The following is a 26,598-nucleotide window of genomic DNA, read 5'->3' as shown; positions in this document are numbered from 1 at the left end:
CGCAAGCAGGCTCGCTCCCACAGGGGAATGCATTCTCCACACAATCTCCATATTCCCACCACACTGCCACCACACCGCATCAGCAGACTCCTCCCATCCAAACAGGGAGAGTCCCATGAACAAGAATCTGACCATCAAGCTCGGCGCGATTGCCTTGTTGATCCTGCTGTTGCTGATACCGCTGTTGATGATCGACGGCATCATCGACGAACGTCAGCAACTGCGCGACGGTGTGCTCGAAGACATCGCGCGCAGTTCCAGTTACAGCCAGCAGCTGACCGGGCCGGTGATGGTAGTGCCATATCGCAAGGTGGTGCGCACCTGGAAAACCAACGAGAAAACCAACAAGCGCTACGAGGAGATCGGCGAAGCGCGCGGGCGTCTGTACTTTCTGCCAGAGCGTTTTGAACTCGACGGCCAGGTGCAAACCGAACTGCGCAAACGCGGTATTTACGAGGCGCGGCTGTTTCACGCCGATAACCGTATCGACGGGCATTTTTCCCTGCCGGCGCAGTTGGGCATCAAGGAAAATTTTGCCGATTACCAATTCGACGCGCCGTTCCTCGCCGTCGGTATCAGCGATATTCGCGGCATCGAAAATGCGCTGAAACTCGAGCTCGCCGGCCAGCAACTGGACTTCGTGCCAGGCAGCGAAGTGGCCTGGATCGGCGAGGGCGTACACGTGACCCTGCCGGCGCTGGACGCCAGCAAAGCCACGCAGTTGACCTTCGGCTTCGACCTGCGTCTGCAGGGCACCGGCTCGCTGCGCGTGGTGCCGGTGGGCAAGACCAGCAGCGTCAGCCTCGCCGCCAACTGGCCGCACCCCAGCTTCGTCGGCAACTTCCTGCCGGCCAAGCGCGAGATCAACGATCAGGGTTTCAGCGCCGACTGGCAGACCTCGTTTTTCTCCACCAACCTGCAAGAGGCGATGGAGCGCTGCGTCGCTGGCGACTGTGATGCACTCAACGGGCGCAGCTTCGGCGTCAGCTTCATCGATCCGGTGGATCAGTACCTGAAGAGCGATCGGGCGATCAAATACGCGCTGCTGTTCATCGTCCTGACATTCGCCGGTTTCTTCCTCTTCGAAGTGCTCAAGAGCCTGGCGGTGCACCCGGTGCAATATGCCCTGGTCGGTGTTGCGCTGGCGTTCTTTTACCTGCTGCTGTTGTCGCTGTCGGAACACATCGGTTTTGCGCTGGCGTATCTGTTGTCGGCGAGTGGCTGCGTGTTGCTGATCGGCTTCTATGTCAGCCACGTCCTGCGCAGCGCGCGGCATGGCTTGAGCTTCTCGGCCGGGCTGGCGGCGCTGTATGGCTTGCTGTACGGCTTGCTCAGTGCCGAGGACTACGCGCTGCTGATGGGCTCGCTGATGCTGTTCGGTCTGCTCGGCGTGTTCATGGTGCTGACGCGCAAACTGGACTGGTACGGGATTGGTTTGAAGCCGGCCAGGCCGCTGGAGTTTGATGTGGAGGCGATGCAATGAGCGGGTTGAGGGCTGAGCGCAGGGAAGTGGCGGTTCTGCTGACGCTGATTGTTGCAGCGCTGCCGCCGGAACCGAGGTGGTGCCATCGCTGGCAAGCCAGCTCCCACAGGATATATGCCGACACACAGGTCAGCGGTCTGTCCCGATTCAATGTGGGAGCTGGCTTGCCAGCGATGGGGGCAGATCAGGCGCCGCAGAATCAGGGCTTGGGCATTGTCGCCATCATGGACGGTCGCTGACTCACTTCAAAATACCAGTTGGCCAGTTGCGGATTGGCTGCACGCCAGTCGATGTCCGGGAAACGCAGATCCAGATAGCCCAGCGCGCAGGCCACGCTGATCGCCGCGACATCGAAATGGCTGGTCAGCTCGGCAATCGCTTCGTTCTCGAGCACGGCGAGGGCGCGGCGGATCTTGTCGCGCTGGGCGTCGAGCCATTCGTCCCAGTGTTTTTCCACCGGGCGCAGGACAGTTTCATAACGCACCATCACCGAGGCATCCATGATCCCGTCAGCCATCGACGCCAGGGTCAGGCGCCGCCAGCGCGCCGCACCTTCCCGGGGGATCAGCGGATTGCCGACGTGCTGCTGGTCGAGGTACTCGAGGATGACGCGGCTGTCATGGATGACATTGCCGTCGGCCAGGCGCAGGGCGGGGATCTTGCTCAGCGGGTTGTCGGCGATCAGCGCCGGGTTCGGGCTGACCGGGCTGAGCACGCAGTCCTGCAGCGCGACACGATCCTGCTGACCGGTTTCGTGCAGCAGCACCATGACTTTGCGGACAAAGGGCGACAGGGTGTTGTGGTACAGGGTCATGCTGGGGGCGGACATGGCAAGGTCTCGATCAGGACAATGATCGGGCAGCATAGCCTGCTCGCGTCCGGCGCAGAACCCATGTGGGAGCGAGCCTGCTCGCGAAGGCGTCGTGACAGTCGACTTTGATGTTGAATGTCCGGGCGCTTTCGCGAGCAGGCTCGCTCCCACAAGGGATTCTCAGCTTCGCGGCAGAAAACCTTTTATCGCCAGAAATGCCGGCACGCCAAGCCCGACCCAGCTCAACGCATCCCAGATTCCATCCCCCAGCAAGGCCGCAAACAGCCCCGCCGCACTGAGCAAGGCGATCACGATCGGTGTGCTGAAAACCTTCCAGAAACTCGACTGACGCGGCTTCATGCCGAGGCCTCCGCCGCTTCCAATACAGGCTTGGCCGCCTTGCGCCGCACCACCCACAAATACACACCACTGGCCAGCACGATGATCGTCAGCACATCCAGCGTCGCCCAGAGAATCTTCATCGGCATGCCGCCGTAGTCACCAAAGTGCAGCGGCTGCGACATGCCCATGGCGTCCATGTACCACGGCCGTTCGGCCACGGCGGTGACCTGCAAGGTCGTGGCGTCGATCAGCACCGGCGTCAGCAGGTGCGAGGTCAGGTGCGTGCCGCCCTTCATGAACACCGAGTAATGGTGCTCGCTGGAAAAGCGTGTGCCGGGGAAGGCGATGAAATCCGGCTTCATCCCCGGTGCGACTTCCTCGGCGATGTCGAGCAGCCGCGTAGCCGGCGCCAGTTGAGTCAGCGGCGGCGCATCGCGATACGGCGCGATCAGGGTGGTCAGTGCATCGTTGCGCCAGGCGGCGATGAGCAGGTCGGCGCAGGCGCTGATCACCCCGGTCACGCCCACCACCAGGCACCAGGTCAAAGTGACGACGCCGATCAGGTTGTGCAGATCGAGCCAGCGCAGTCTTGTCGACTTGTCCTGGCGCACGGTGCCAAATTTCAAGCGGCGCATGAACGGCAGGTACAGCACCGTGCCGGAGACGATCGCCACGACAAACAGCAGCCCCATGAACGCCAGCAGCAGCTTGCCCGGCAGCCCGGCGAACATGTCGACGTGCAGACGCAGGATGAACAGCATCAAACCGCCATTTGCCGAAGGGGTTTCCAGCGCTTCGCCAGTACGCGCATCGAGCATGAAGGTGTGCGAAGAGTTCGGCTCGGTGTCGGCCGTCCTGGCCATGATCGCGAACGCCGCGTTCGGCTCTTCGTCGTCATAACCGAAGTACTGCATGACTTCGCCCGGGCGATGTTTCTGCGCGGCATCGACCAGTTGCTGCAGGTTGAGTTGCGGCGTGTCGGCCGGCATCTCGCGCAGCTCCGGGGCGTTGCCGAGCAAATGATCGATCTCGTGGCTGAAAATCAGCGGCAGACCGGTCAGTGCGAGCATCAGCAGAAACACCGTGCAGATCAGGCTGGTCCAGGTGTGGATGAACGACCAGCGGCGGATGGTTTTACTTTTCATTGCATGACCTTCAAAAACACCAAAGCCGTCCGGTACGGACGGCCTGGGAACAGGGCCTGTTTCAGCTCACTGGCTTACCACTTGTAAGTGGCGCTGGCGACGACACTGCGCTGGTCGCCGTAGTAGCAGTAGAAGCTGTCGCAGGTGGAAATGTAGTCCTTGTCGAACAGGTTGGTCGCGTTCACCGCCAGCGATGCACCTTTGAGACTGTTGTCCAGACGGCCGAGATCATAATGCACGCTGGCGTCGAACACGGTGTAGGCGTCAGCCTTGCCCAGCCAGGTGTTGGCCTTGTCGCCGTAGGTATTGCCGGTGTAGCGCACGCCGGCGCCAATGCCGAAACCGTCGAGCACGCCGGCGTGCCAGGTGTAGTCGGTCCACAGCGAGGCTTGTTGGTTGGGCATCAGTTGCAGACGATTGCCCTTGTCGACGCCTTTCTGCACTTCGGACTTGGCCAGGGTGTAGGCGGCGATGACCTTGAGGTTGTCGGTCACATCCGACACGGCCTCGAGTTCCAGGCCTTTGACCTTCACTTCGCCGGTCTGGCTGGTCACCGAAACGTTGTTGACGAAGGTGTTCACCGCGACGTTCTTCTGGGTCAGGTCATACACGGCGGCGGTCAGCAGGGTCTTGCTGCCCGGAGGCTGGTATTTGATGCCCAGTTCCCACTGCTTGCCTTCGGTTGGCTTGAGCGAGCCGGTCGAGGTGGCATCGGCGCCGGTGGTCGGCTGGAAGGATTCGGCGTAGGACAGGTACGGCACGAAGCCGTTATCGAAGACGTAGCTGAGCGCCGCGTTGCCGCTGAATTTCTTGTCACGCTGGGTGTTGGTCGCATCGCCCTTGTTGAAGAATTCAGTGCTGGTGTGCACCCAGTCTTCACGGCCGCCGAGGGTCAGGCGCCACTGATCGAGGGCCATTTGGTCCTGCACGTAGAGACCGGTCTGGTAGGTCTTCTGGTTGTAGTCGTAAAACGCGGTGGAGCGTGCTGGACGTACGATCGGCTGGCCGTAGATCGGGTTGATGACGTTGGTTTGCAGACCATCGCCAAAGATCGAGGTGTAGTTGGTGTTGCTGCGCTGGTGATCCAGACCCAGCAGCAAGGTGTGGCGAACCTCACCCGTGGCGAAGTCGGCCTGGAAGTTGTTGTCCACGGCAAACTGGCTGATGTCTTCGTCGACGCTGGTGCTGGTGCGGCCGACGTTGCCCTCTGCATCCACGGTGGTAAACGGGTAGGAACCGGGTGTCAGCGACTGGAACGACAGGTCCGACTTGGTGTAGCGCAGGTTCTGTTTGAACTGCCAGACATCGTTCAACCGATGTTCGAAGGCATAACCCAACGCGTAGTAGGTGCGGTCGTAGTATTCCCAATCCGGATCGCCGAGATTCTTGTGATGGGAAATATCACCGAGCGGCGATTTGATCTTCGTGCCCTGGATCGGCAGAAACTGGCTGGTGATGCCGGTGTCGTCGCGGGTGAACTGGCTCAGCAGGGTGAGTTTGGTGTCGTCATCGATGTTCCAGGTCAGGCTCGGCGCGATGTTGTAGCGCTTGTTGTCGACGTGATCGACCTGGGTGCCGCTGTCGCGCACCACGCCGCTGAGGCCATAGAGAAACTGCCCGGCCTCATCGATCTTGCCGGTGCTGGCGAAGTTGATCTGGCGGTGATTGTCGCTGCCGTATTGCAGCTGGATTTCGCTGCTGGCCTCAGCGCTCGGACGGCGGCTGACCATGTCGAGCAAACCGCCCGGCGGGGTCTGGCCGTACACCGACGAGGCCGGGCCACGCAGCAGGGCGAGGCGGTCGAGGTTCCAGGTTTCCTGTTTCGGGTTGGCGTACACGCCTTTGGGCAGCGGCAGGCCATCGAGGAACTGGGTCGGTTCGAAACCGCGCACGCGCAGCCAGTCGGCGCGGGTGTCGCTGCCGTAGCTGCTGGCGGTGATGCCCGGCATGTAGCGCACCGCGTCGTCGAGGCTGTGCACGCTGCGGTCGTCCATTTGCTGACGGGTTGCCACCGAAATCGAACGCGGTGCTTCGACCAGGGCGGTGTCGGTCTTGGTGCCGGCGGCGGTGCGGGTCGCGGTGTAGCCTTCGACCGGGCCCCAGGCGCTTTCAAAGTTTTCCACGCCGATGACCGAAGTCTCCGGCAGGGCCAGCGTGCCTTCCGGCACGGCCACCAGGGTGTAAGTGCCGGCGCTGCTCTGTTCCAGCTGCAGACCAGTGCCGCGCAAAGCCGCGCGCAGGGCACCGGCGGCGTCGTACTGGCCGTTGACCGGCGCCGAGTTTTTGCCGGCGGCCAGCGCAGGATTGAGCGACAGGGCGAGGCCGCCCTGGCTGGCGATCTGGTTCAGGGTGGTCGACAGCGGCGCCGCCGGCAGGTTGTAGGCGCGCACGCTGGACGCTTGCTCAGCGGCGAGCAACGGGCTGCTGATCAGCGGCGTGCCGAAAGCGATGGCAAAAGCCAGCAGACTGGGGCGCAACAAGGTGTCTGGCGAACGGGACATACGGCGGCTCCTGAATGGAAATATTTCTCAATTGCCTGTGTGCCGGACGAGATTGGAAAAGTGATAGGGGTGGGTGGAAATTCTTTTTTTGTTGGAAATGGTTGTGCGGCTGATGGCGCCTTCGCGAGCAGGCTCGCTCCCACAGGTGATCGCATGCCTAAGTGGGAGCGAGCCTGTTCGCGAAGGCGATTTTCCTGCCGACGCATTACTCAGGCTTGATATCAGCCTTCGCCACGGTGACCCAATACGGCGTATGCCGCTCGATCTGCACCGGCAAGGTCGGCAGCAAAGCGCTCAGGGCCTTGTCGGTGTCATGCAATGGAAAGCTGCCGGTAATGCGCAGATCGGCCACTTCCGGCGCCACGCCGAGATGCCCGCGACGGTAGCGCCCCAATTCATGCAGCAGATCGCCCAGCCGCGCGTTATCCACCACCAGCATGCCCCGGGTCCAGGCATCGGCGCCGGGGGCGAGGGCGGCAATCGAGCCCAACCCGTCACTGCGCAGCAACACCTGCTGGCCTTCGCGCAGAATCTGTTCTTGCGGGTTGGCTTGGGCATGTGCCGCCACCGCTGACTGCAACACGCTCAGCCGTGTGCCATCGTCCTCGCGTTTGACCAGAAACCGCGTGCCCAGCGCGCGCATGCTGCCTTCGCGGGTTTCGACGATAAACGGCCGCGCATCGCCATGCCCGGTCTCGACGAGGATTTCGCCTTCCTGCAACACGATCAAGCGGCGCTTGTCATCGAAGCGTACGTCGACCGCGCTGTGGGTATTGAGGTTGAGCAGGGTGCCGTCGGACAGGCGCACGGTGCGCTGTTCGCCGGTGGCGGTGCGTTGATCGGCGAGCCAGTAATCCAGCGGCAGATAGCGCTCGCTGGCAAACAGCCCTAGCCCGATGATCACCACGACACTGGCCAGCCCACTGCCGAGTTTTCGCATGCGCCGACGGATGCCTTCGCGCGATTGCAGCAACGCACTTCGGGCCGGGCCCCTGGCGACGCTGAAGCGCTGATCGAGCATGCCCAACTGACGCCAGGCGCGGGCATGTTCTTCATGGGCCGCGTGCCATTTGGCGAATTCCTCGCGCTCCAGTGCGGTGCTCGAATCGAGGGTCAATTGCCAGGCAATCGCCGCGTCCAGCACATGCGCCGGCACCGGGCGCGAACTGGCCGCGGTCATGTCGGCTCACCGTACAGGGCGATGTAGCACTGGCGCAGGCCTTGGGCCAGATACTGCCGCACACGCGGTACCGAGACACCGAGTTTGTCTGCGATTTCGGCGTGGCTGAGGCCGTCGAGGCGGTTATACAGAAAGGCTGCGCGGGCCTTGGTCGACAACCTGCCGAGCAGGCGATCGATGGCTTTGAGGTCGTCGAGGATCATTTGCTGTTCTTCCACCGACGGCTGCTCGTCTTCGGGGATCAGCATCAGTTCGGTGAGGTAGGCCTGTTCCAGCGCGGCGCGGCGGAAGTAGTCGAACAACAGGCCTTTGGCGATCGCCACCAGAAACGCCCGAGGTTCGCGCGGCGTCACCAGTTCGTCGCGGTTGAGCAGGCGCACGAAGGTGTCCTGGCTCAGGTCTTCGGCACGCTGCGGACACGCAACATTGCGCCGCAACCACGCCAGCAGCCAACCGCGATGGTCGCGATACATCGCACCGACGAGCTCACTGTGGGGGTTGGGCACTGACGACACCGGACATCACCGATTGGGAAATGTTAACTAACGAGAATAGTTCGCGATTCTGGCAGAGGTGGGAATGGTTAGCAATTGGCCACTGGTCAGGTGATGAATCAAGGGCAGCCCCTCACCCTAGCCCTCTCCCGGAAGGAGAGGGGACTGATCGGGGGATATTCTGGAGGTACACCGACCTGAACGATTTTCAGCGATTCCTCAATCGACTCGGTCTTTCAGGTCGATATAAGGCTTCAGACACCACGATCGGCTCCCTCTCCCTCCGGGAGAGGGCTGGGGTGAGGGGCTTTTGATCTGAATGATTCTAAAAGGACGGCGCCTGCTGCCTGCGCTTCCACTGGCTCAACCGCTGCTGCAACTGCAACGGACTGTAAATCTGCTGCGCCCGCGCGCGGCTGAACAGAATCAATGCCAACTCCGCCGTGGCCAGCGCATCGGCACTCGCGTTATGCCGCTCGAACACTTCAAGCCGGAACCATTCGATCCACTCATCCAGACCGGCCTCGCGAATCTGCGCCTGCGGACATAACAGCGGCGCAATGTCCGCCACATCCAGAAACACATGCTGCAGCTTATGCCCCAAGTGTTCCTTAACTGCACGCCCGAGCATGTGCTGATCGAACGGCGCATGAAACGCCAGCACCGGGCTGTCGCCGATGAACTCCAGCAACTCCAGCAACGCTTCCGCCGGGTCGCTGCCTGCGGCAATTGCACTAGGGCCGAGGCCATGAATCAGCACGCTGGGGCTGAGCTTCAATTCGCGGCATTGCAAGGTGCGTTCGAACTGCTGACGGAAATCGATCGCGCCGTCCTCGATCACCACCGCGCCGATCGACAGAACCCGATCCTTGCTCATATTCAGGCCGGTGGTCTCCAGGTCCAGCACCACCCAGCGCTGCTCGCGCAGGCTGCATTCGCTCAGCTCGGCAAGCGCCGGCAGCTTCGCCAGCCGCTGCTGCAAGTCCGCCGACACCACGGGGCTGGCCGGGCGCAGCCAGGAGAACAGGCTCATAGCTGATACCGCAAGGTCAGGCTGCTTTGCAGGCGCTGCGCTTGGCGCAGGGATTCACGCAGGATGCGCCGGTCAAGGTGATTGAGGCTGTCGGGATCGACGCGGTTGGAGTACGGCTGGTTCTCCCGGGTTTGCAACTGATGCTGCTGCATCCGCGTTTGTTGAATGAAGTGATAGGCCTCTTCATACGCCGCGCCGTCGAGCGGCTCGATGACCTCTTTATCGACCAGTTGGCGAAAGCGTTCGAGGGTGTTATTGGCGTCGATTCCGTTGGCCAGCGCCAGCAGACGGGCGCCGTCCACGAACGGCGTCAGGCCCTGGATTTTCAGATCCAGCGTGGCCTTCTCACCGTTCTTGCGGGCGAGCACGAATTCACGGAAGCGCCCAACGGGAGGGCGATTGCGCAGCGCATTTTCGGCGAGCATGCGCTGGAACAGACGGTTGTCAGCGACCTGATCGAGGATGCCCCGGCGCAATTGCTCGCAGCCTTGCTCATCGCCCCAGACCACGCGCAGGTCGAAATAAATGCTCGAGCCCAGCAGGTTCTCCGGCGTGGCTTCGCGGATGAACGCCGCGAAGCGTCGTGCCCATTCGGCCCGCGACAGACACAGCTCGGGATTGCCGGCCATGATGTTGCCCTTGCACAGTGTAAAGCCGCACTGCGCCAGGCTCTGGTTGATCTGCTGGGCAATCGGCAGCAGCTTGCCGCGTATTTCTGCTGCGTGCGCGGCATCGCGTGCATCGAACAGGATGCCGTTGTCCTGATCGGTGTGCAGCGTCTGTTCGCGCCGGCCCTCGCTGCCGAAACACAGCCAGCTGAACGGCACGCCCGGGTCGCCCTTTTCGGCGAGGGTCAGTTCAATGACCCGACACACCGTGTGATCGTTGAGCAGTGTGATGATGTGGGTGATCTGCGTCGATGACGCGCCGTGGGCGAGCATGCGCTCGACCAGTTGGCCGATCTCGCCGCGCAAGGTCACCAGTTGCTCGATCCGTTGCGCGCTGCGGATGGTCCGGGCGAGGTGGACCAGATCGACCCGTTGCAGGGAGAACAGGTCACGCTCGGACACCACACCGCACAGGCGTTGATCCTTGACCAGACAGACGTGAGCGATGTGCCGCTCGGTCATGGCGATCGCCGCATCGAATGCGCTGTGATCCGGCGACAGATAAAACGGTGAACGGGTCATGTGCTGTTCGATGGCGTCGCTGAAATCACCGACACCTTCGGCGACCACATGGCGCAAATCGCGCAGGGTGAAAATCCCCAGCGGCGCCTTGTGCTCATCCACTGCGACGATGCTGCCGACCTGTTGCTCGTGCATCAGCTTCACCGCTTCACGCAACGGCGTCTCGGCGCTGCAAGTCACCGGATGGCGCATCGCAAGTTCACCGAGACGGGTGTTCAGCGAGTATTGAGTGCCGAGGGTCTCCACGGCTTTTTGCTGGACTTGCTGGTTGACCTGATCGAGCAGGCTGCTCACCCCACGCAAGGCGAAATCGCGGAAGGCGCTGGAAAGGGCGAACAGTTTGATGAACGCCAGTTTGTTCAGTTGCAGGCAGAAGGTGTCTTCGCCCGCCAGATGTTCGGTGCGAGTGGCGCGTTCACCGAGCAGCGCCGCCAGCGGAAAGCATTCGCCGGTGGTGATTTCGAACGTGGTTTCGGTGCCGGGTTTGGTGATGTGCTGACGTTCGCCGACCACCCGACCCTGTTTGACGATATAAAAGTGCTCCACCGGGCCGTCGGCCGGTTTGATGATGCTCTCGCCCTGGGCAAAAAAACGCAGCTGACATTGCTCCACCAGATAGGCGAGGTGGGCGTGTTCCATCTGATTGAAGGGCGGGAAGCGCTGGAGGAATTGCAGGGTGCCCTGAATGTTCTGCAACACCGCGGTTTTCCCTGCCTGGGTGAAGGCGTCCGCTTTGCTCATAACCATTACCGCAGTCTTTTTCGAATTGTTGTTGTCGGATCGTTGCCACCATGGTCGACCCCGGCGGGCAGGGTGCCCATTGGACGTAAGTCTAGGTTTTGCCACCATTGGCCGATTTTCGGAAATAACCTACGCAAAAGCTCGGAAAAGCTTGCGCTAGCCACTTGGAAAAAATTCCGACGAAGTGCACATTGAAGCGCTGTCCGGTGATGTCTGACGACTTGCCAGGGATTGTTTGAACATTTAGAGAGCGCCATGTCCGACCACGATATTTTGAGCGACGCCGAGCGAGAAGCGCTCAGCGCAGTCATGCTCGAACCTGATCTGCCGCCGCAGCGTGTCCTGATCGTCGACGACGACAAGGACGCCCGCGAGCTGTTGTCGGAGATACTCGCGCTGGACGGCATTCGCTGCATGACCGCAGCCAGCGGTGAAACCGCGCTGAAAATGCTCGATGAAAAGCCTTCGATCGGTCTGGTGATTACCGACCTGCGCATGGGCAATGTCGACGGCCTCGAGCTGATTCGCCAGGTGCGTGAATCGGTACGGGCAGCGATGCCAATCATCATCGTCTCCGGCGATGCCGACGTGAAAGATGCGATCGAAGCGATGCATTTGAGCGTGGTGGATTTTCTGCTCAAGCCGATTGATACGGGCAAGTTGCTTGAGTTGGTGAAGCATGAATTGGGCATTGAGCCCTAGAAGCCCCTCACCCTAACCCTCTCCCAGAGGGAGAGGGGACTGACCGCGGTGAATGTTGGAGGTACACCGACCTGAATTTCATGAGTCGAACTCAGGAATTGAAACTTCCCCAATCTGCTCCCTTTCCCCTCTACCCCTTGGGGGAGAGGGCTGGGGTGAGGGGGATGGATCTCAAGCCCACCACAACAATCCAACCCACCTCACAAACAAAAAGGCCCTGATCTCTCGATCAGGGCCTTTTTCACTTCCAGCGTCAGCGCAAATTACAGACCATTCGCGGCCTTGAACTCGCGACGACGACGGTGCAGCACCGGCTCGGTGTAGCCGTTCGGTTGCCTGGTGCCTTCGATCACCAGTTCGACCGCCGCCTGGAAGGCGATGTTGCTGTCGAAGTCCGGTGCCAGCGGGCGATACAGCGGGTCGTTGGCGTTCTGGCGGTCAACCACTGGCGCCATGCGCTTGAGGCTTTCCATCACTTGCTCTTGGCTGACGATACCGTGGCGCAGCCAGTTGGCGATGTGCTGGCTGGAGATCCGCAGCGTCGCACGGTCTTCCATCAGGCCGACGTCGTTGATGTCCGGCACTTTGGAGCAACCGACACCCTGGTCGATCCAGCGCACCACGTAACCGAGAATGCCCTGGGCGTTGTTGTCCAGTTCGTTCTTGATCTGCTCTGGTGTCCAGTTCGGGTTGACCGCCAGCGGGATGGTCAGGATGTCATCCACCGAGGCACGGGCACGTTTGGCCAGTTCGGCCTGACGCGCAAACACGTCAACCTTGTGGTAGTGCAGCGCGTGCAGCGCAGCGGCAGTCGGCGATGGCACCCAGGCAGTGTTGGCGCCGGCGAGTGGGTGAGCGATTTTCTGCTCGAGCATCGCTGCCATCAGATCCGGCATGGCCCACATGCCTTTACCGATTTGCGCACGACCTTGCAGGCCAGTGCTCAGACCGATATCGACGTTCCAGTTCTCGTAGGCGCCGATCCACTTCTCGGCCTTCATGTCCGCCTTGCGCACCACTGGGCCGGCCTCCATGGACGTGTGGATTTCGTCGCCGGTACGGTCGAGGAAACCGGTGTTGATGAACACCACGCGCTCGCTGGCGGCCTTGATGCAAGCCTTGAGGTTGACCGTGGTGCGGCGCTCCTCGTCCATGATCCCGACTTTCAGGGTGTTGCGCGGCAAGCGCAGGACATCTTCGATGCGCCCGAACAGCTCGTTGGTGAACGCCGCTTCTACCGGGCCGTGCATCTTCGGTTTGACGATGTACACCGAACCGGTGCGGGTGTTGCGCCGCGAGGTGTTGCCGTTGAGGTTGTGCATTGCCGCCAGACAGGTCACCAGACCATCGAGGATACCTTCCGGTACTTCGTTGCCTTGGCTGTCGAGGATCGCATCGATGGTCATCAGGTGGCCGACGTTGCGCACGAACAACAGCGAACGACCGTGCAGGGTCACTTCTCCGCCATTGGGCGCGGTGTAGGTGCGATCCGGGTTCATGGTGCGGGTGAAGGTCTGGCCGCCCTTGGACACGGATTCCGCGAGGTCGCCCTTCATCAGGCCGAGCCAGTTGCGGTAGATCACCACTTTGTCGTCGGCATCGACGGCGGCCACGGAGTCTTCGCAGTCCATGATCGTGGTCAGCGCCGCTTCCATGAGGATGTCTTTGACCCCGGCGGCATCGGTCTGGCCGACCGGAGTGCTGGCATCGATCTGGATTTCGAAGTGCAGGCCGTTGTGCTTGAGCAGAACGGCGATCGGCGCGTTGGCGTCACCCTGGAAACCGATCAACTGAGCGTCATCGCGCAGGCCGCTGTTGCTGCCGCCCTTGAGCGTCACGACCAGTTTGCCGTCAGCGATCCTGTAGCCGGTCGAATCGACGTGGGAGCCTGCGGCCAATGGCGCGGCTTCGTCGAGGAAGGCGCGGGCGAAGGCGATGACTTTGTCGCCACGCACCTTGTTGTAGCCTTTGCCTTTTTCCGCGCCGCCGTCTTCGCTGATCGCGTCGGTGCCGTAGAGAGCGTCGTACAGCGAGCCCCAGCGGGCGTTCGAAGCATTGAGCGCGAAGCGCGCATTCATCACCGGCACGACCAATTGCGGGCCGGCGGTGCGGGCAATTTCATCATCGACGTTTTGCGTCGTCGCCTGGAAATCAGCCGCTTCTGGCAGCAGATAACCGATCTCTTGCAGGAAAGCTTTGTAGGCCACGGCGTCGTGCGCCTGGCCGGCATGCTGCTGATGCCAGGCATCGATGCGCGCCTGGAAGTCATCGCGTTTGGCGAGTAGGGCTTTGTTCTTCGGCGCCAGGTCATGAATGACCTTGTCGGCACCTTCCCAGAATTGTTCGGCGGTGAGGCCGGTACCGGGAATGGCTTCGTTGTTCACGAAGTCGAACAGGACTTTGGCGACCTGCAGGCCACCGACTTGAACGTGTTCAGTCATTGCTTGCCTCACTCTGCTCAGCTATTTCGCTTTTCAGCTCGTCAATTTAACAATGAAGCTTCCGGCCATTTAAACCACAAACCTGCGGACCAGTACATGCCATTGCTGGCGGCTGGGCTAGGACCAATCAACGGCTTGGAGGCCTTGCTGACGGGGCTTTCAGGATTGCGAAGGACCTTGGGCAGACATCGATCCAGCGTTATGTAGTGCGCGCTGCGGCATACTACATGATGAGTTGCGCTTGTGAAAATCAGACTAATTACGTCGTTCTGCGACCTCATGACGCATTGCGGTCACGTCGCGGAACGGGATGTTCTCAAAAAAGCATTGGATTGTTCCAGCTAAATATCGAAAGTTGTACACATAATTACTGTTTGACTGCTATGGCGCGATTTGGCGTCTCCCCCTTTGCGATGAGCGAATCTGTGGCGAGGGGATTTATCCCCGTTTGGGTGGCGAAGCCGCCCCCTGCGGTCCGGCTGGCAGACCCAATTGGCAGGACTCACGACTGCTGCGCAGCCGGACGGGGATAAATCCCCTCGCCACAGGTCATCATCTGCCAGCACTGGGTCAGGCTGAATCAAGCCGCTTGCCTATACTTGCCCTTCGATAACAAAAGTCATGACAAGAGGGCTGCGCCATGGACCATCTCGTACTCACCGTTTTCGCCCCGGACAAGCCCGGGCAGGTCGAGCGCATCGCCCAATGCATTGCCGAGCACGGCGGCAACTGGCTGGAAAGCCGCATGTCACGCATGGCCGGGCAGTTCGCCGGGATTCTGCGCGTGGGTGTGCCGGCGGAGGCTTACGACGAACTGGTCGATGCCCTGCAAGCGCTGTCGGCCCATGGCATTCGGGTACTGATTGCCGAAAGCGGAGTGGAGCAGTCCTGCACGTGGAAACCGATCGCTATGGAACTGGTCGGCAACGACCGACCGGGTATCGTCCGCGATATCACTCGCCTGTTGAGCGAGCAGGGGGTGAACCTGGAGCGGCTGGTAACTGAGGTGCGCCCGGCGCCGATGAGTAGCGAGCCGCTGTTCCACGCCGAGGCGATTCTCGCGGTACCACTGACGCTGTCGCTGGATGTGTTGCAGGCGCGCCTGGAAACCCTGGCCGATGATCTGATGGTCGAATTGGTGTTACGCACAGAGGTTTAAACGTTCACAGGGTTATTCAGGTTTAACGTGCACCTGCCTGTGGATAACCTGTAGAGACAGAGCGCCACGCCACGCCGGCCGGGGCTTTGCGCCCTTTGATCAAAAAACCACCGACATTCAGTGACTTGCGCACAAACGGCGGGGATCACGCTGTGGATAAGCTTGGGAAGGAACGATGCAGGCCACGAGAACCGTGGCCTGCGGAGCTTTGTGCGTTTTTTGATCAGGCCCGTCGGCGCAAACTTATCCACGCATCAACGCTGTAGACCGCCAGACCGGCCCAGATAAACATGAACGCGACCAGCGTGCTGGACGACAAATGCTCGCCAAATAGCAGCACGGCTTGCAGCAACACCAGCGTCGGCGCGATGTATTGCAGGAAGCCGATGGTGGTGTAGGGCAAGTGGCGGGTGGCGGCGTTGAAACACACCAATGGCACCAGCGTCACCGGGCCGGCAGCCACGAGCCACCAGGCTTCGGAGGTGGTCCAGAAGGCCGGCTGCACGCTGGTGGCGGTCTGATTGAACAGCAACCATGCAATCGCGATCGGCACCAGCATCCAGGTTTCCACCACCAGCCCCGGCAACGCCTTGACCGGCGCCTGCTTGCGGATCAGACCGTAGAAGCCGAAAGTCAGCGCCAGCGCCAGCGACACCCACGGCAAGCTGCCGACCTGCCACACCTGCTGCGCCACGCCGATGGCAGCGAGACCGACCGCGACCCACTGCATGCGCCGCAGCCGTTCGCCAAGGATCACCATGCCCAACAGCACGTTGACCAGCGGATTGATGTAGTAACCCAGACTCGCCTCGAGCATGCGGCCGTTGTTCACCGACCAGACATAGGTCAGCCAGTTGGCCGCGATCAGCGTGCCGCTCAGGGCCAGAATCGCCAAGCGCTTGGGATTGTCGAGCAGCTCGCGCAGCCAGCCCGGGTGTTTCCATACCATCAGGAGCAACGCACCGAACAGCGCCGACCACAGCACCCGATGGATGATGATCTCGACGGCCGGGACTTCAGCGATGGCTTTGAAATAGATCGGGAACAGGCCCCAGATGATGTAGGCGCTCAGGCCCAGAATGTACCCGCGACGCGGGTTGGCGGCTTGCATGCAGAATCCTTGCTCAGGCAGCTGACAAAGGAGGGATTGTAAGGAGATTTGTCTGCAAGTGAGTTGTGAATTTGTGAACACCGGACAAATGTAGGAGTGAGCCTGCTCGCGATAGCGTCGGGTCAGCCAACATCAAAGTTGAATGTCCGTCCGCTATCGCGAGCAGGCTCGCTCCCACAGGGTTCAGGTTTGAATCAGAAAAGTTTCAGCGGCTCTTCATTCAGTGCCGCCAGCTGCTCACGCAACGCCAGCACCTGATCGCCCCAGTACCGTTCCGTGCCGAACCACGGAAAGCTGTGCGGGAACGCCGGGTCGTCCCAACGCCGCGCCAGCCAGGCGCTGTAGTGCATCAGGCGCAGGGCGCGCAACGGTTCGATCAGTGCCAGTTCGCGCGGGTCGAAATCATGGAATTCGTTGTAGCCGTCCATCAATTCCGATAGCTGCCCGAGACATTCCTGGCGATCGCCGGCGAGCATCATCCAGATGTCCTGCACCGCCGGGCCCATGCGGCAGTCGTCGAGGTCGACGATGTGGAACATCTCGTCGCGGCACATCATGTTGCCGGGGTGGCAGTCACCGTGCATGCGGATGTTCTGGTGCGGCGTAGCGGCGTAGACATCTTCGACGCGTTTGAGCAGGTCGCGGGCAACCGACTCGTACGCCGGCAGCAGGCTCTTGGGAATGAAATTGCCCTCAAGCAGGGTGTTCAGCGAGGCATGGCCGAAGTTTTGCACCGCGAGGGCTTCGCGGTGCTTGAACGGCTTGGTACCGCCCACCGCATGCATGCGCCCGAGCAACTGGCCGAGGCGATACAGCTGATCAAGGTTGCCCGGCTCCGGCGCGCGGCCCCCACGGCGCGGGAACAGGGTGAAGCGGAAACCGGCGTGCTCATGCAGGGTTTCACCGTTATGGATCAGCGGCGCTACCACCGGAATGTCGATGTCGGCCAGTTCGAAAGTGAACTGGTGCTCTTCGAGGATGGCCTCGTTGGTCCAGCGCTGCGGACGATAGAACTTGGCAATCAGCGGCTCGGAGTCTTCGATACCGACCTGATACACACGGTTTTCGTAGCTGTTGAGCGCCAGAATGCGCGCGTCGCTGAGGAAACCGATGCTTTCAACGGCATCCAGGACGAGATCGGGGGTGAGGGTTTCAAACGGGTGGGCCATGCTGACTCCTGCGCGCAGCAGGCTGCTGCGTCCGGCTCGGCATGGTAGCGCAGATGGCGGCGGCGGAGGTGGTTGGTGTCATTGCTGATGCCATCGCTGGCAAGCCAGCTCCCACAGGTTTTGCGCAAGACCTGTGGGAGCTGGCTTGCCAGCGATGAGGGTTTATCAGGCGCCGACAATCCCGCCGTCTTCGCGCGTAATCGCCATCACCGAAGACCTTGGCTTGCCGTTGGGCAGATGTTCGGGGAAGGTCGAACCACCGTTTTCGCCCGGATGCTGAATCCCGACAAACAGGGTTTTCTGATCCGGCGAGAAGCTGATACCGGTCACTTCGCAACCCACCGGCCCGACCATGAAACGGCGAATCTCACCGGTCGCAGGATCGGCGCAGAGCATCTGGTTGTTGCCCATGCCGGCGAAGTCGCCAGCGTTGCTCGAGTCGCCGTCGGTGAGAATCCACAGGCGTCCGGCCTTGTCGAAACCCAGACCGTCGGGGCTGTTGAACATGTTCTGCGGGGTGATGTTCGATGAGCCACCCTTCGGCGTCCCGGCATGCACGCCCGGGTTGCCCGCGACCACAAACAGATCCCAGGCAAATGTCTTCGAGGCGTGATCGTCGCGGTCGGTGCGCCAGCGCAGAATCTGCCCATAGACGTTCTTCTCGCGCGGGTTCGGCCCGCCCACCGGTTGCCCGTCTTCACCGCGCTTGGCGTTGTTGGTCAGGGTGCAATAAACCTGGCCGTCCTTGGGGCTGACGACGATCCACTCCGGGCGGTCCATGCGTGTTGCGCCGACGACGCTGGCGGCGACGCGCGCGTGGATCAGCACTTCCGCCTGATCGGCAAACCCGCTGCTGGCGTCGATGCCGTTCTTGCCGTGTGTCAGTTCGATCCACTGGCCCCGGCCTTTCGGGTGATCAGGGTTGCCGTCGCCAGCATCGAATTTGGCTACATACAACGTGCCGTGATCGAGGATGTCGCGGTTGGCTTTCTGATTGCGATGGTTGATGCGGTCGCGGCTGACGAATTTGTAGATGAACTCGCCACGTTCGTCGTCGCCCATGTACACCACAGCGCGACCATCGTCGGTCTCGGCGAGTGCGGCGTTTTCATGCTTGAAGCGGCCCAGCGCGGTGCGTTTGACCGGAGTCGATTGCGGATCGAATGGGTCGATCTCGACCACCCAGCCGTGACGGTTGAGCTCGTTGGGGTTCTTGGCCATGTCGAAGCGCGGGTCGTGCGGGTGCCAGTTGATGTCTTTGCTGCTGGCGACAACGCCGTAGCGCTTTTGCGCGGCATCGAATTGCTGCTGGGCGTTGCTGCTGCCGAAGCAGTCGGTGAAGTTTTCTTCACAGGTCAGGTAGGTGCCCCAAGGTGTCTTGCCGTTGGCGCAGTTCTGGAAGGTGCCGAGGACTTTTTTGCCGTGCTTGTCGGCGGCGGTTTTCATCAAGTCGTGGCCGCGGGCCGGACCGCTGATGCGCAGCGGCGAGTTGCCGTGGATGCGGCGGTTGTAGCGCGAGCCCTGGACGAATTGCCACTGGCCGTTCTTGCGCTGCACTTCGATCACCGACACGCCTTCGCAGGCCAATGCCTTGCGCACATCCTCAGCCGACTGCGGCATGCCGCCATGCGGATACAGGTAGCGGTAGTTGGTGTATTCGTTGTTGATCGCCATCAGCGCGCGGTTCTTGTCGTCCGGGAAGGCGAACAGGCTCATGCCGTCGTTGTTGTCGCCGAACTGCACTTCCTGCGCAGCAGCGGTGCCGTTACCGCTCGGATCGAAGGCCGGGCCGTTCTTGTGCAGCGGCTGGCCCCAACTGATCAGCACCGAAGACTTGTAGCCCTTGGGCAGGCTGATGGCGTCGGTGGTCGCTGCCGGGATGCTCTCGAAACCGAGCAGGCGGCTGTTGCCGGCGCTGACACTGGCGGCCATGACGCTGCGGCTCAACAGGTTGCCGCCAAGGAACATCGCCGCGCCGCACAAGGCACCGGCGCTGATGAAACCGCGACGGCTGAGGCCGACCATTTTTTCCAGATCAGTGGATTGGTTTTCTTCTAATAGGCTCACATCAGGCTCCCTGCTTGGTTATGGGCAACACCTTAATGCGGGTCGATGACGCTTTTGTGGCAAGGGCTAATCAGAGCGGGGTGCCGATCAGCACGTTAGATGGTGCGCATTGCACCTGCACCGGATTGCCGACCTCCAGCCTATGGCTGCGCAAGTGCAGCGGTTCGGCCAAGGCGCAAAGTGTCTGGCCGTTGGGCAGGGAAATGCGCACTTCGCTGGGTCCGTCCTCGGCATCGAGGATCGCTTCGATGGTGCCGCGCAGGACATTGTGTCCGGGCGTTGCCGACTGATCGGCGCCGAGCAACTCAAGCCAGCCAGCCTTGATCAGCGCCATCACTTCGGTACCGATCTGCAATTCCAGATGCACGGTGCTGTCGTGGGTGATCTGCGCCTCCAGAGCAATGCCTTCGGCCAGTTCAAGGCGGATCAAGTCATTGCGACCCTGCGCCTGAATCGCTGCCACCGTGCCATGCAGCTGATTGCGCGCACTGGTCCTGAGCATCAGCCGCCCGAGCAGGTCGAGATCACTGGCGTCTTCCGCCGCTTCCAGCACCTGTGCCTGCAACGCCTGCAATTTCTGATACAGGCGCAGCACTCGCTCGCCCTCGCTGGACAATCTGGCGCCACCGCCACCCTTGCCGCCCACCACGCGCTCGACCAGGGGTTTCTGCGCCAGGTTGTTCAGCTCATCGATTGCATCCCACGCCGCCTTGTAACTGAGCCCCGCGCTTTTCGCCGCACGGGTGATCGAGCCCTGCTCGGCGATGTGTTGCAGCAGGGCAATGCGCTGCGGGCGGCGGACGATGTGCTGGGACAGCAGGGTGGGCAGGGACATATCAGAACGCTTCTGGCTCGGGCGATGAAATGGACGTTGGCCACTTGCAACGCATGAGTCAAGCCTGACGCAAAGCCCCCTGTGGGAGCGAGCCTGCTCGCGAAAGCGGTTTGACCAACAACAGCTTTGTTGAATGTGATGCCCATTCGCGAGCAGGCTCGCTCCCACACGATATCTGTATTCGCTTCAGGTACCGGGCTTCGGCGTACGGGCCAGGCAATACACATCAACCCGCGCCGCACCTGCATTCATCAGCAACCGCGCCAATGCCTGAGAGGTTGCTCCAGTAGTCAGGACGTCGTCAACCAGCGCGCAATGGCGGCCACTGACCTGCGCGTCAGGCGCCAGCGCAAAGGCATTGCGCAAGTTGCGTTTGCGCGCCTTGGCGTCGAGATCCTGTTGGGCATCGGTGTCCATGACTCGCCGCAGCAGCTGTTCTTCGCACGGCAAATCCAGCGAAACACTCAACCAGCGCGCGAGCATCGCCGCCTGATTGAATCCTCGCCGACGCAGGCGTTTATTCGCCAACGGCACCGGTAGCAACACATCGGGGCGCGGCAAGTCCTCGGCGAAGCGATGCTGCAGGTATTGGCCGAGAACGTCGGCGAGCAGGTGACCAAACGGCCATTTTGCGTTGTGTTTAAAGCGTGTAATCAGACTGTCCACGGGGAAGCCATAAACCCAGGGCACGGCAACCTGTTCGAAGGCCGGAGGCTCTAGCAGGCACTCGCCGCAAGTCAGGCCATCCGCCGCCAGCGGCAAAGCGCAGGTCTGGCAGTGACTGCCGAGCCATGGCAATTCGGTTTCGCAGGCCTCGCACATTGGCATTTGTGCTTCTGCGGGCTCATCGCACAGCAAACAGGTCTGTACGTTTTTTAAACAGATGTAAACCTGTCCATGGTATTGCGGTTGACAGCGCATCGCTCTTCCTTAAATATGCCGAACATCCGTGTAGCGCCTGTGGATATTCCATTTTCCCCGGCGCCAGCCAAGCATAACCAAGGAATTGCCCATGAGCGCGAGCACCACCGCCACCCTGCGTCACGATTGGTCTCTGGCCGAAGTCAAAGCACTCTTCGTACAGCCATTCAACGACTTGCTGTTCCAGGCGCAAACGGTGCACCGCGCACATTTCAACGCCAACCGCGTGCAGGTCTCGACACTGCTGTCGATCAAAACCGGTGCCTGCCCGGAAGACTGCAAGTACTGCCCGCAGTCCGGGCACTACAACACCGGTCTGGAAAAAGAAAAACTGATGGAAGTGCAGAAGGTCCTCGAAGAGGCGGCCCGCGCCAAAGCCATTGGTTCGACGCGATTCTGCATGGGCGCGGCGTGGAAACATCCGTCGGCCAAAGACATGCCGTATGTGTTGAAGATGGTTGAAGGGGTGAAAGCCTTGGGCCTGGAAACCTGCATGACCCTCGGACGTCTCGATCAGGAGCAGACCGAGGCGCTGGCCAAGGCCGGTCTCGATTACTACAACCACAACCTCGACACCTCGCCGGAGTTCTACGGCAGCATCATCACCACCCGCACTTACAGCGAACGTCTGCAGACGCTGGCTTACGTGCGTGAGTCGGGGATGAAAATCTGCTCCGGCGGCATTCTCGGCATGGGCGAATCGCTGGACGATCGCGCCAATCTGCTGATCCAGTTGGCCAACCTGCCGGAGCACCCGGAGTCGGTGCCGATCAACATGCTGGTGAAAGTCGCCGGAACGCCGCTGGAAAACGCCGAAGACATCGACCCGTTCGACTTCATCCGCATGCTCGCCGTGGCGCGCATCCTCATGCCGCAATCCCATGTGCGCCTGTCCGCCGGTCGCGAAGCGATGAACGAGCAGATGCAGGCCCTGGCATTTTTCGCTGGCGCCAACTCGATTTTCTACGGCGACAAATTGCTCACCACCGCCAACCCGCAGGCGGACAAGGACATGCAGCTGTTCGCGCGCCTCGGTATCCAGCCGGAGGCTCGCGAAGAGCACGCGGATGAAGTGCACCAAGCGGCGATCGAGCAGGCGCTGGTGGAGCAGAAGAGCAGCGAGCAGTTCTATAACGCTGCCATCTAAAAGCTGCACGGATTGCGCTGAAGGAATGCAAAACCCCTGTGGGAGCGAGCCTGCTCGCGAAAGCGGTTTGGCCGCGAATATCCATGTTGGATGTGACGCCCATTCGCGAGCAGGCTCGCTCCCACAGGGGATCTGTGTCATTTGAAAATCGAGGCCTGCATGTCATTCGATCTCGCCGCACGCCTTGCTGCCCGTCGTGCCGACAACCTTTATCGCCACCGCCCGCTGCTCGACTCGCCGCAAGGCCCGCAAGTCGTGGTTGACGGCCAGCCGCTGCTCGCTTTCTGCAACAACGACTATCTGGGCCTGGCCAATCATCCGCAGGTGATCGAAGCCTGGCGCGCCGGCGCTGAACGTTGGGGTGTCGGCGGTGGCGCGTCCCATCTGGTGATCGGCCACAGCAGCCCGCATCACGCGCTGGAAGAAGCGCTCGCCGATCTGACCGGGCGCCCACGCGCGCTGCTGTTCACCACCGGCTACATGGCCAACCTCGGCGCGGTCACTGCGCTGGTCGGGCCGGGCGATACGGTGCTCGAAGACCGGCTCAATCACGCTTCGTTGCTGGACGCGGGCCTGTTGTCCGGCGCGCGTTTCAATCGCTATCTGCACAACGACGCCGAAAGTCTGGTCAAGCGCCTGGAGAAAGCCACCGGCAACACGCTGGTGGTCACCGATGGCGTATTCAGCATGGACGGTGACATCGCCGACCTGCCGGCGCTGGCCCGCGCGGCCAAGGCCAAAGGCGCGTGGCTGATGGTCGACGATGCCCACGGCTTCGGCCCATTGGGCGCCAACGGTGGCGGCATCGTCGAGCATTACGGCCTGAGCCAGGACGACGTGCCGGTGCTGGTCGGCACCCTCGGCAAAGCCTTCGGCACCGCCGGGGCCTTTGTCGCTGGCAGCGAAGAGTTGATCGAAAGCCTGATCCAGTTCGCCCGCCCGTACATCTACACCACCAGCCAACCGCCGGCGCTGGCCTGCGCGACGCTGAAAAGCCTCGAGCTGTTGCGCAGCGAACACTGGCGCCGTGAGCATTTGCAGACACTGGTCCGCCAGTTCCGCCACGGCGCCGAGCAGATCGGGCTGGAGCTGATGGACAGCTTCACGCCGATCCAGCCGATCATGATCGGCGATGCCGGCCGCGCGGTGCGGCTCTCGCAAATGCTCCGCGAGCGCGGCTTGATGGTGACCGCGATCCGTCCACCGACCGTGCCGGCCGGCAGCGCGCGGTTGCGCGTCACGCTGACCGCCGCCCACAGCGAGGCACAGGTGCAACAGTTGCTGGAAGGGTTGGCAGATTGCTTCGCCCGATTGTCATTGGAGCCAGGCCATGCGTAATCGTCTGATCCTGCTGCCCGGCTGGGGCCTCGGCGTGTCGCCGCTGGAACCGCTGGCCGCAGCATTGCGCGGCCTCGACGAACATCTGCAAGTCGAGATCGAACCGCTGCCGGAGCTGGACTCCGCTGACCTTGAAGACTGGCTCGACGAACTCGATGCGCGCATTCCGCAGGAAATCTGGCTCGGTGGCTGGTCGCTGGGCGGCATGCTCGCCAGCGAACTGGCGGCACGACGCGGCGAGGCGTGCTGCGGGCTGCTGACGCTGGCGAGCAACCCTGCGTTTGTCGCCCATGAGCAGTGGCCGAGCGCGATGCCTGGCGAGACCTTCGATGCGTTTCTTGCCGGTTGTCAGGCCGACCCGCGTACCACGCTCAAGCGCTTCGCTCTGCTATGTGCGCAAGGTTCACCAGACCCGCGCGGCTTGTCGCGCTTGCTGCTCGCTGGCGCGCCGGCCACCGCGCCGACCGCGCTGATGGCAGGGTTGGAGCTGCTCGCGCAGATGGATACACGCCAGGCGTTGCAGGCGTTTCGCGGGCCGCAGTTTCATCTGTTCGGCGGGCAGGACGCGCTGGTTCCGGCGGAAGCGGCCGGCGCATTGTTCGCGCTGTTGCCGGATATCGAAATTGGTCTGATCGAACAGGCCAGCCATGCTTTTCTGCTGGAAGACCCGCATGGAGTCGCGGGCGCGATCCAGGCTTTTCTACATGAGTGCGCTGATGACTGATCTGTCCCTTGTGCTGCCTGAGGGCTTGCCCGACAAGCGCCAGGTGGCGGCGTCTTTTTCCCGCGCTGCGGCCAGTTACGACAGTGTCGCGGAGTTTCAGCGTGACGTCGGCACACAGTTGCTCGGGCGCTTGCCGGCGAGCTTCACGCCGTCGCGTTGGCTCGATCTCGGTTGCGGCACCGGCTACTTCACCCGCGCGCTGGCCTCGCGTTTCACCCAGGGCAGCGGTGTCGCGCTGGACATCGCCGAGGGCATGCTCAATCACGCACGGCCGCTGGGTGGCGCTGAGCATTTCATCGCTGGCGATGCCGAAAGGCTGCCGTTGCAGGATGCTAGCTTCGATCTGATTTTCTCCAGTCTCGCGGTGCAGTGGTGCGCCGACTTCGAGGCGGTGCTCGGCGAAGCCTTGCGCGTGCTTAAACCGGGCGGGATTTTTGCGTTTGCTAGTCTCTGTACAGGGACGCTGTTCGAGTTGCGTGAGAGTTGGCAGCAGGTCGACGGGCTGGTGCACGTCAATCGCTTCCGCACCTTCGCCCGCTATGAGCATTTATGTGCCGGCAGTGGCATGCGCATTTTGGCGCTGCAGAATCAGCCGCACGTGTTGCATTACCCGGATGTGCGCAGCCTGACTCATGAGCTGAAAGCGTTGGGCGCACACAATCTGAATCCCGGGCGGCCGGGCGGTTTGACCGGACGGGCGCGGATTCTCGGGCTGATCGACGCGTATGAGCGGTTCCGTCAGGCGTCGGGGCTGCCGGCAACGTATCAGGTGGTATACGCCGTGTTGGAGAAACCTCTATGAGCGCAGCCTATTTCGTCACCGGTACCGACACCGATGTCGGCAAAACCACCGTTGCTGCCGGATTGCTCCATGCGGCGCGGTCGGCAGGCTTGAGCACGGCGGCGGGCAAACCGGTGGCATCGGGTTGCGACGTCACGCCCAAAGGCTTGCGTAATTCTGATGCCTTGGCGCTGCTGGCCGAATGTTCGTTGCCGCTGACTTATCAACAGGTCAACCCGGTGGCGTTCGAGCCAGCGATAGCTCCCCATCTCGCGGCGCGCGAAGCGGGTGTGGCGTTGACGGTGCAATCGCTGCTGGCGCCGATGCGTGGGATTCTGGCGATGAACGCCGACTTCACCCTGATCGAAGGCGCGGGCGGCTGGCGGGTGCCGTTGGCCGATCAGGACAATCTCTCTGACCTGGCGATTGCACTGAAGCTGCCAGTGATTCTGGTGGTGGGCGTGAGGCTGGGGTGCATCAGTCATGCGTTGCTGACCGCCGAGGCGATTGCCCGCGATGGTCTGCAATTGGCGGGGTGGGTGGCGAATATCATCGATCCGAAAACTTCGCGGCTGGAGGAAAACCTCGCGACCCTGGCCGAGCGCATCCCCGCGCCGTGCCTTGGGCGGGTGCCGAAACTCAAGGCGTTGAGCGCCGAAGCGGTGGCCGAGCATTTGCAACTGGACTTGCTCGATTAAGTTTCTCGCTATGAACAGGCACTGTGCCATTAGTGTTTTTGACGGGTGTTTTGCTGGCGCGTCTGCTTCAATGGCGAGCATTGATCCTTTGCAAGGATGAGAGCGACTATGGAAATCTCCGGTAACACAGCTTTTTATGCGGGGCTGAGCTCGATTCAGTCCGGGCAGAACCGCGTCGATCAGGCTGCCAGCCAGATCGCCAACAACACTATCGAACGTTCGGTGACCAGCCAGTCGTCCGAAGTGCAGGTCAATCGCCTGCGCGGTGTGGATCGCGCACAAGAATCGGATCTGGCGAGCAATATCGTCGAGCTGTCGCAGGGCAAGATCCAGGCAGAGCTGGGTGTGAAGGTGGCCAAGGCATCCGACGAAGTGCTCGGGACGATCATCGATACTTTCGCCTGATTGAGTTTGTTGTAGACCCCGAAACGCCGCGCCCTGTCGCGGCGTTTTTCGTTTAAGTCCTTCTTGCTCAACTAATCTTTTTACAACGCCCGTGGCTTATATCAAGTCGCGGCGATTTGTCGTCTCCGGCATTTGGAGAGCGTGATGACGAACGGCAAAAGATCGATGCTTGACAAGATT

General features: G+C 61.5%; 23 protein-coding genes. 9 read left to right on the top strand and 14 right to left on the bottom strand.

Features of this window, described 5'->3' with window-relative positions:
* Window positions 1-115 precede the first annotated feature (115 nt).
* The gene (gene creD / locus AC0Z5Z_RS00465) at window positions 116-1,483 is read left to right on the top strand and encodes a cell envelope integrity protein CreD (RefSeq protein WP_056786567.1); all 1,368 of its coding nucleotides are present in this window, start codon (window positions 116-118) and stop codon (window positions 1,481-1,483) included.
* A gap of 199 nt (window positions 1,484-1,682) precedes the next feature.
* Here creD and AC0Z5Z_RS00460 read toward each other — a convergent pair whose 3' ends face one another.
* From AC0Z5Z_RS00460 to AC0Z5Z_RS00425, 8 genes are all read right to left on the bottom strand, one after another.
* Complete coding sequence (locus AC0Z5Z_RS00460) at window positions 1,683-2,312, bottom strand: glutathione S-transferase (protein WP_252879010.1); 630 nt, start codon at window positions 2,310-2,312, stop codon at window positions 1,683-1,685.
* A 162-nt stretch (window positions 2,313-2,474) separates the two neighbouring features.
* Window positions 2,475-2,654: a hypothetical protein gene (locus AC0Z5Z_RS00455; protein ID WP_041476738.1), complete on the bottom strand. Its 180-nt coding sequence runs from the start codon at window positions 2,652-2,654 to the stop codon at window positions 2,475-2,477.
* Window positions 2,651-3,781 carry a PepSY-associated TM helix domain-containing protein gene (locus AC0Z5Z_RS00450; protein WP_150743473.1) on the bottom strand — a complete coding sequence of 377 codons (1,131 nt, stop codon included), beginning with the start codon at window positions 3,779-3,781 and terminating at the stop codon, window positions 2,651-2,653. The genes AC0Z5Z_RS00455 and AC0Z5Z_RS00450 overlap by 4 nt, the downstream gene beginning before the upstream one ends.
* 74 nt (window positions 3,782-3,855) lie before the next feature.
* On the bottom strand, window positions 3,856-6,282 hold the full coding sequence (locus AC0Z5Z_RS00445; protein ID WP_252877017.1) for a TonB-dependent siderophore receptor: 2,427 nt from the start codon (window positions 6,280-6,282) through the stop codon (window positions 3,856-3,858).
* Between the two features lie 205 nt (window positions 6,283-6,487).
* Window positions 6,488-7,462, bottom strand: a complete 975-nt coding sequence (locus AC0Z5Z_RS00440; protein ID WP_110603527.1) for a FecR domain-containing protein — start codon at window positions 7,460-7,462, stop codon at window positions 6,488-6,490.
* Complete coding sequence (locus AC0Z5Z_RS00435; RefSeq protein ID WP_231507548.1) at window positions 7,459-7,935, bottom strand: RNA polymerase sigma factor; 477 nt, start codon at window positions 7,933-7,935, stop codon at window positions 7,459-7,461. Before AC0Z5Z_RS00435 ends, AC0Z5Z_RS00440 begins: the two co-directional genes overlap by 4 nt.
* A gap of 346 nt (window positions 7,936-8,281) precedes the next feature.
* Window positions 8,282-8,989 (bottom strand): 3'-5' exonuclease, encoded by a 708-nt coding sequence (locus tag AC0Z5Z_RS00430; RefSeq protein ID WP_252877015.1) that lies wholly within the window; start codon window positions 8,987-8,989, stop codon window positions 8,282-8,284.
* Window positions 8,986-10,920 (bottom strand): putative nucleotidyltransferase substrate binding domain-containing protein, encoded by a 1,935-nt coding sequence (locus AC0Z5Z_RS00425; protein WP_317633866.1) that lies wholly within the window; start codon window positions 10,918-10,920, stop codon window positions 8,986-8,988. The genes AC0Z5Z_RS00430 and AC0Z5Z_RS00425 overlap by 4 nt, the downstream gene beginning before the upstream one ends.
* Window positions 10,921-11,175: 255 nt before the next feature.
* Between AC0Z5Z_RS00425 and AC0Z5Z_RS00420 the strand changes: the two genes are divergently transcribed.
* On the top strand, window positions 11,176-11,622 hold the full coding sequence (locus AC0Z5Z_RS00420; RefSeq protein ID WP_016772851.1) for a response regulator: 447 nt from the start codon (window positions 11,176-11,178) through the stop codon (window positions 11,620-11,622).
* A gap of 263 nt (window positions 11,623-11,885) precedes the next feature.
* Here the strand turns inward: AC0Z5Z_RS00420 and AC0Z5Z_RS00415 are convergent, their stop codons facing one another.
* A complete protein-coding gene (locus tag AC0Z5Z_RS00415) occupies window positions 11,886-14,063 on the bottom strand; it encodes a malate synthase G (protein ID WP_252877013.1) in 2,178 nt (725 codons plus the stop codon).
* A 640-nt stretch (window positions 14,064-14,703) separates the two neighbouring features.
* Here AC0Z5Z_RS00415 and AC0Z5Z_RS00410 point away from each other — a divergent pair.
* On the top strand, window positions 14,704-15,222 hold the full coding sequence (locus tag AC0Z5Z_RS00410) for a glycine cleavage system transcriptional repressor (protein WP_016772854.1): 519 nt from the start codon (window positions 14,704-14,706) through the stop codon (window positions 15,220-15,222).
* Between the two features lie 223 nt (window positions 15,223-15,445).
* Here the strand turns inward: AC0Z5Z_RS00410 and rarD are convergent, their stop codons facing one another.
* The 5 genes from rarD to AC0Z5Z_RS00385 all read right to left on the bottom strand — a co-directional run bounded on the left by rarD (window position 15,446) and on the right by AC0Z5Z_RS00385 (window position 21,325).
* Window positions 15,446-16,333, bottom strand: a complete 888-nt coding sequence (rarD, locus tag AC0Z5Z_RS00405; protein ID WP_041476730.1) for an EamA family transporter RarD — start codon at window positions 16,331-16,333, stop codon at window positions 15,446-15,448.
* A gap of 194 nt (window positions 16,334-16,527) precedes the next feature.
* Entirely contained in the window at window positions 16,528-17,502 is a 975-nt protein-coding gene (locus AC0Z5Z_RS00400) for a serine/threonine protein kinase (RefSeq protein WP_056786600.1), read from the bottom strand.
* 165 nt (window positions 17,503-17,667) lie between these two features.
* Window positions 17,668-19,569, bottom strand: a complete 1,902-nt coding sequence (locus AC0Z5Z_RS00395) for a PhoX family protein (protein ID WP_485610567.1) — start codon at window positions 19,567-19,569, stop codon at window positions 17,668-17,670.
* Window positions 19,570-19,639: 70 nt separating this feature from the next.
* Window positions 19,640-20,404, bottom strand: a complete 765-nt coding sequence (locus AC0Z5Z_RS00390) for a TOBE domain-containing protein (protein WP_485610566.1) — start codon at window positions 20,402-20,404, stop codon at window positions 19,640-19,642.
* 186 nt (window positions 20,405-20,590) lie between these two features.
* Window positions 20,591-21,325, bottom strand: coding sequence for a ComFC family protein (locus tag AC0Z5Z_RS00385; protein WP_485610565.1), 735 nt, complete (start codon window positions 21,323-21,325; stop codon window positions 20,591-20,593).
* A 91-nt stretch (window positions 21,326-21,416) separates the two neighbouring features.
* On the opposite strand from AC0Z5Z_RS00385, the gene bioB reads away from it, so the two are divergent.
* The 6 genes from bioB (at window position 21,417) to AC0Z5Z_RS00355 (ending at window position 26,418) form a co-directional block, all read left to right on the top strand.
* Window positions 21,417-22,472, top strand: a complete 1,056-nt coding sequence (gene bioB, locus AC0Z5Z_RS00380) for a biotin synthase BioB (RefSeq protein ID WP_056786610.1) — start codon at window positions 21,417-21,419, stop codon at window positions 22,470-22,472.
* A 159-nt stretch (window positions 22,473-22,631) separates the two neighbouring features.
* A complete protein-coding gene (gene bioF, locus AC0Z5Z_RS00375) occupies window positions 22,632-23,810 on the top strand; it encodes an 8-amino-7-oxononanoate synthase (protein WP_315435769.1) in 1,179 nt (392 codons plus the stop codon).
* The gene (locus AC0Z5Z_RS00370; protein WP_095181397.1) at window positions 23,803-24,534 is read left to right on the top strand and encodes an alpha/beta fold hydrolase; all 732 of its coding nucleotides are present in this window, start codon (window positions 23,803-23,805) and stop codon (window positions 24,532-24,534) included. The genes bioF and AC0Z5Z_RS00370 overlap by 8 nt, the downstream gene beginning before the upstream one ends.
* Window positions 24,527-25,336: a malonyl-ACP O-methyltransferase BioC gene (gene bioC / locus AC0Z5Z_RS00365; RefSeq protein WP_056786874.1), complete on the top strand. Its 810-nt coding sequence runs from the start codon at window positions 24,527-24,529 to the stop codon at window positions 25,334-25,336. Before AC0Z5Z_RS00370 ends, bioC begins: the two co-directional genes overlap by 8 nt.
* Window positions 25,333-26,013 (top strand): dethiobiotin synthase, encoded by a 681-nt coding sequence (gene bioD / locus AC0Z5Z_RS00360; protein ID WP_041476721.1) that lies wholly within the window; start codon window positions 25,333-25,335, stop codon window positions 26,011-26,013. The genes bioC and bioD overlap by 4 nt, the downstream gene beginning before the upstream one ends.
* Window positions 26,014-26,121: 108 nt before the next feature.
* On the top strand, window positions 26,122-26,418 hold the full coding sequence (locus AC0Z5Z_RS00355; protein ID WP_016772865.1) for a hypothetical protein: 297 nt from the start codon (window positions 26,122-26,124) through the stop codon (window positions 26,416-26,418).
* Window positions 26,419-26,598: the final 180 nt, after the last annotated feature.

It is taken from the genome of Pseudomonas sp. 1L-E-NC-VB-C3, from assembly GCF_057291535.1.
This window is presented reverse-complemented; position numbering and strand designations above follow the sequence as displayed.

What these genes read in the sequence shown, in the direction of transcription:
- AC0Z5Z_RS00435 (WP_231507548.1), bottom strand. Translation starts at nt 7,935, where the DNA reads ATGTATCGCGACCATCGCGGTTGGCTGCTGGCGTGGTTGCGGCGCAAT.
- AC0Z5Z_RS00355 (WP_016772865.1), top strand. Translation starts at nt 26,122, where the DNA reads ATGGAAATCTCCGGTAACACAGCTTTTTATGCGGGGCTGAGCTCGATT.
- AC0Z5Z_RS00430 (WP_252877015.1), bottom strand. Translation starts at nt 8,989, where the DNA reads ATGAGCCTGTTCTCCTGGCTGCGCCCGGCCAGCCCCGTGGTGTCGGCG.
- AC0Z5Z_RS00400 (WP_056786600.1), bottom strand. Translation starts at nt 17,502, where the DNA reads ATGGCCCACCCGTTTGAAACCCTCACCCCCGATCTCGTCCTGGATGCC.
- AC0Z5Z_RS00390 (WP_485610566.1), bottom strand. Translation starts at nt 20,404, where the DNA reads ATGTCCCTGCCCACCCTGCTGTCCCAGCACATCGTCCGCCGCCCGCAG.
- bioC (WP_056786874.1), top strand. Translation starts at nt 24,527, where the DNA reads ATGACTGATCTGTCCCTTGTGCTGCCTGAGGGCTTGCCCGACAAGCGC.
- AC0Z5Z_RS00415 (WP_252877013.1), bottom strand. Translation starts at nt 14,063, where the DNA reads ATGACTGAACACGTTCAAGTCGGTGGCCTGCAGGTCGCCAAAGTCCTG.
- AC0Z5Z_RS00445 (WP_252877017.1), bottom strand. Translation starts at nt 6,282, where the DNA reads ATGTCCCGTTCGCCAGACACCTTGTTGCGCCCCAGTCTGCTGGCTTTT.
- AC0Z5Z_RS00460 (WP_252879010.1), bottom strand. Translation starts at nt 2,312, where the DNA reads ATGTCCGCCCCCAGCATGACCCTGTACCACAACACCCTGTCGCCCTTT.
- AC0Z5Z_RS00370 (WP_095181397.1), top strand. Translation starts at nt 23,803, where the DNA reads ATGCGTAATCGTCTGATCCTGCTGCCCGGCTGGGGCCTCGGCGTGTCG.
- AC0Z5Z_RS00450 (WP_150743473.1), bottom strand. Translation starts at nt 3,781, where the DNA reads ATGAAAAGTAAAACCATCCGCCGCTGGTCGTTCATCCACACCTGGACC.
- AC0Z5Z_RS00420 (WP_016772851.1), top strand. Translation starts at nt 11,176, where the DNA reads ATGTCCGACCACGATATTTTGAGCGACGCCGAGCGAGAAGCGCTCAGC.
- bioB (WP_056786610.1), top strand. Translation starts at nt 21,417, where the DNA reads ATGAGCGCGAGCACCACCGCCACCCTGCGTCACGATTGGTCTCTGGCC.
- AC0Z5Z_RS00410 (WP_016772854.1), top strand. Translation starts at nt 14,704, where the DNA reads ATGGACCATCTCGTACTCACCGTTTTCGCCCCGGACAAGCCCGGGCAG.
- bioF (WP_315435769.1), top strand. Translation starts at nt 22,632, where the DNA reads ATGTCATTCGATCTCGCCGCACGCCTTGCTGCCCGTCGTGCCGACAAC.
- AC0Z5Z_RS00455 (WP_041476738.1), bottom strand. Translation starts at nt 2,654, where the DNA reads ATGAAGCCGCGTCAGTCGAGTTTCTGGAAGGTTTTCAGCACACCGATC.
- bioD (WP_041476721.1), top strand. Translation starts at nt 25,333, where the DNA reads ATGAGCGCAGCCTATTTCGTCACCGGTACCGACACCGATGTCGGCAAA.
- AC0Z5Z_RS00425 (WP_317633866.1), bottom strand. Translation starts at nt 10,920, where the DNA reads ATGAGCAAAGCGGACGCCTTCACCCAGGCAGGGAAAACCGCGGTGTTG.
- rarD (WP_041476730.1), bottom strand. Translation starts at nt 16,333, where the DNA reads ATGCAAGCCGCCAACCCGCGTCGCGGGTACATTCTGGGCCTGAGCGCC.
- AC0Z5Z_RS00385 (WP_485610565.1), bottom strand. Translation starts at nt 21,325, where the DNA reads ATGCGCTGTCAACCGCAATACCATGGACAGGTTTACATCTGTTTAAAA.
- creD (WP_056786567.1), top strand. Translation starts at nt 116, where the DNA reads ATGAACAAGAATCTGACCATCAAGCTCGGCGCGATTGCCTTGTTGATC.
- AC0Z5Z_RS00440 (WP_110603527.1), bottom strand. Translation starts at nt 7,462, where the DNA reads ATGACCGCGGCCAGTTCGCGCCCGGTGCCGGCGCATGTGCTGGACGCG.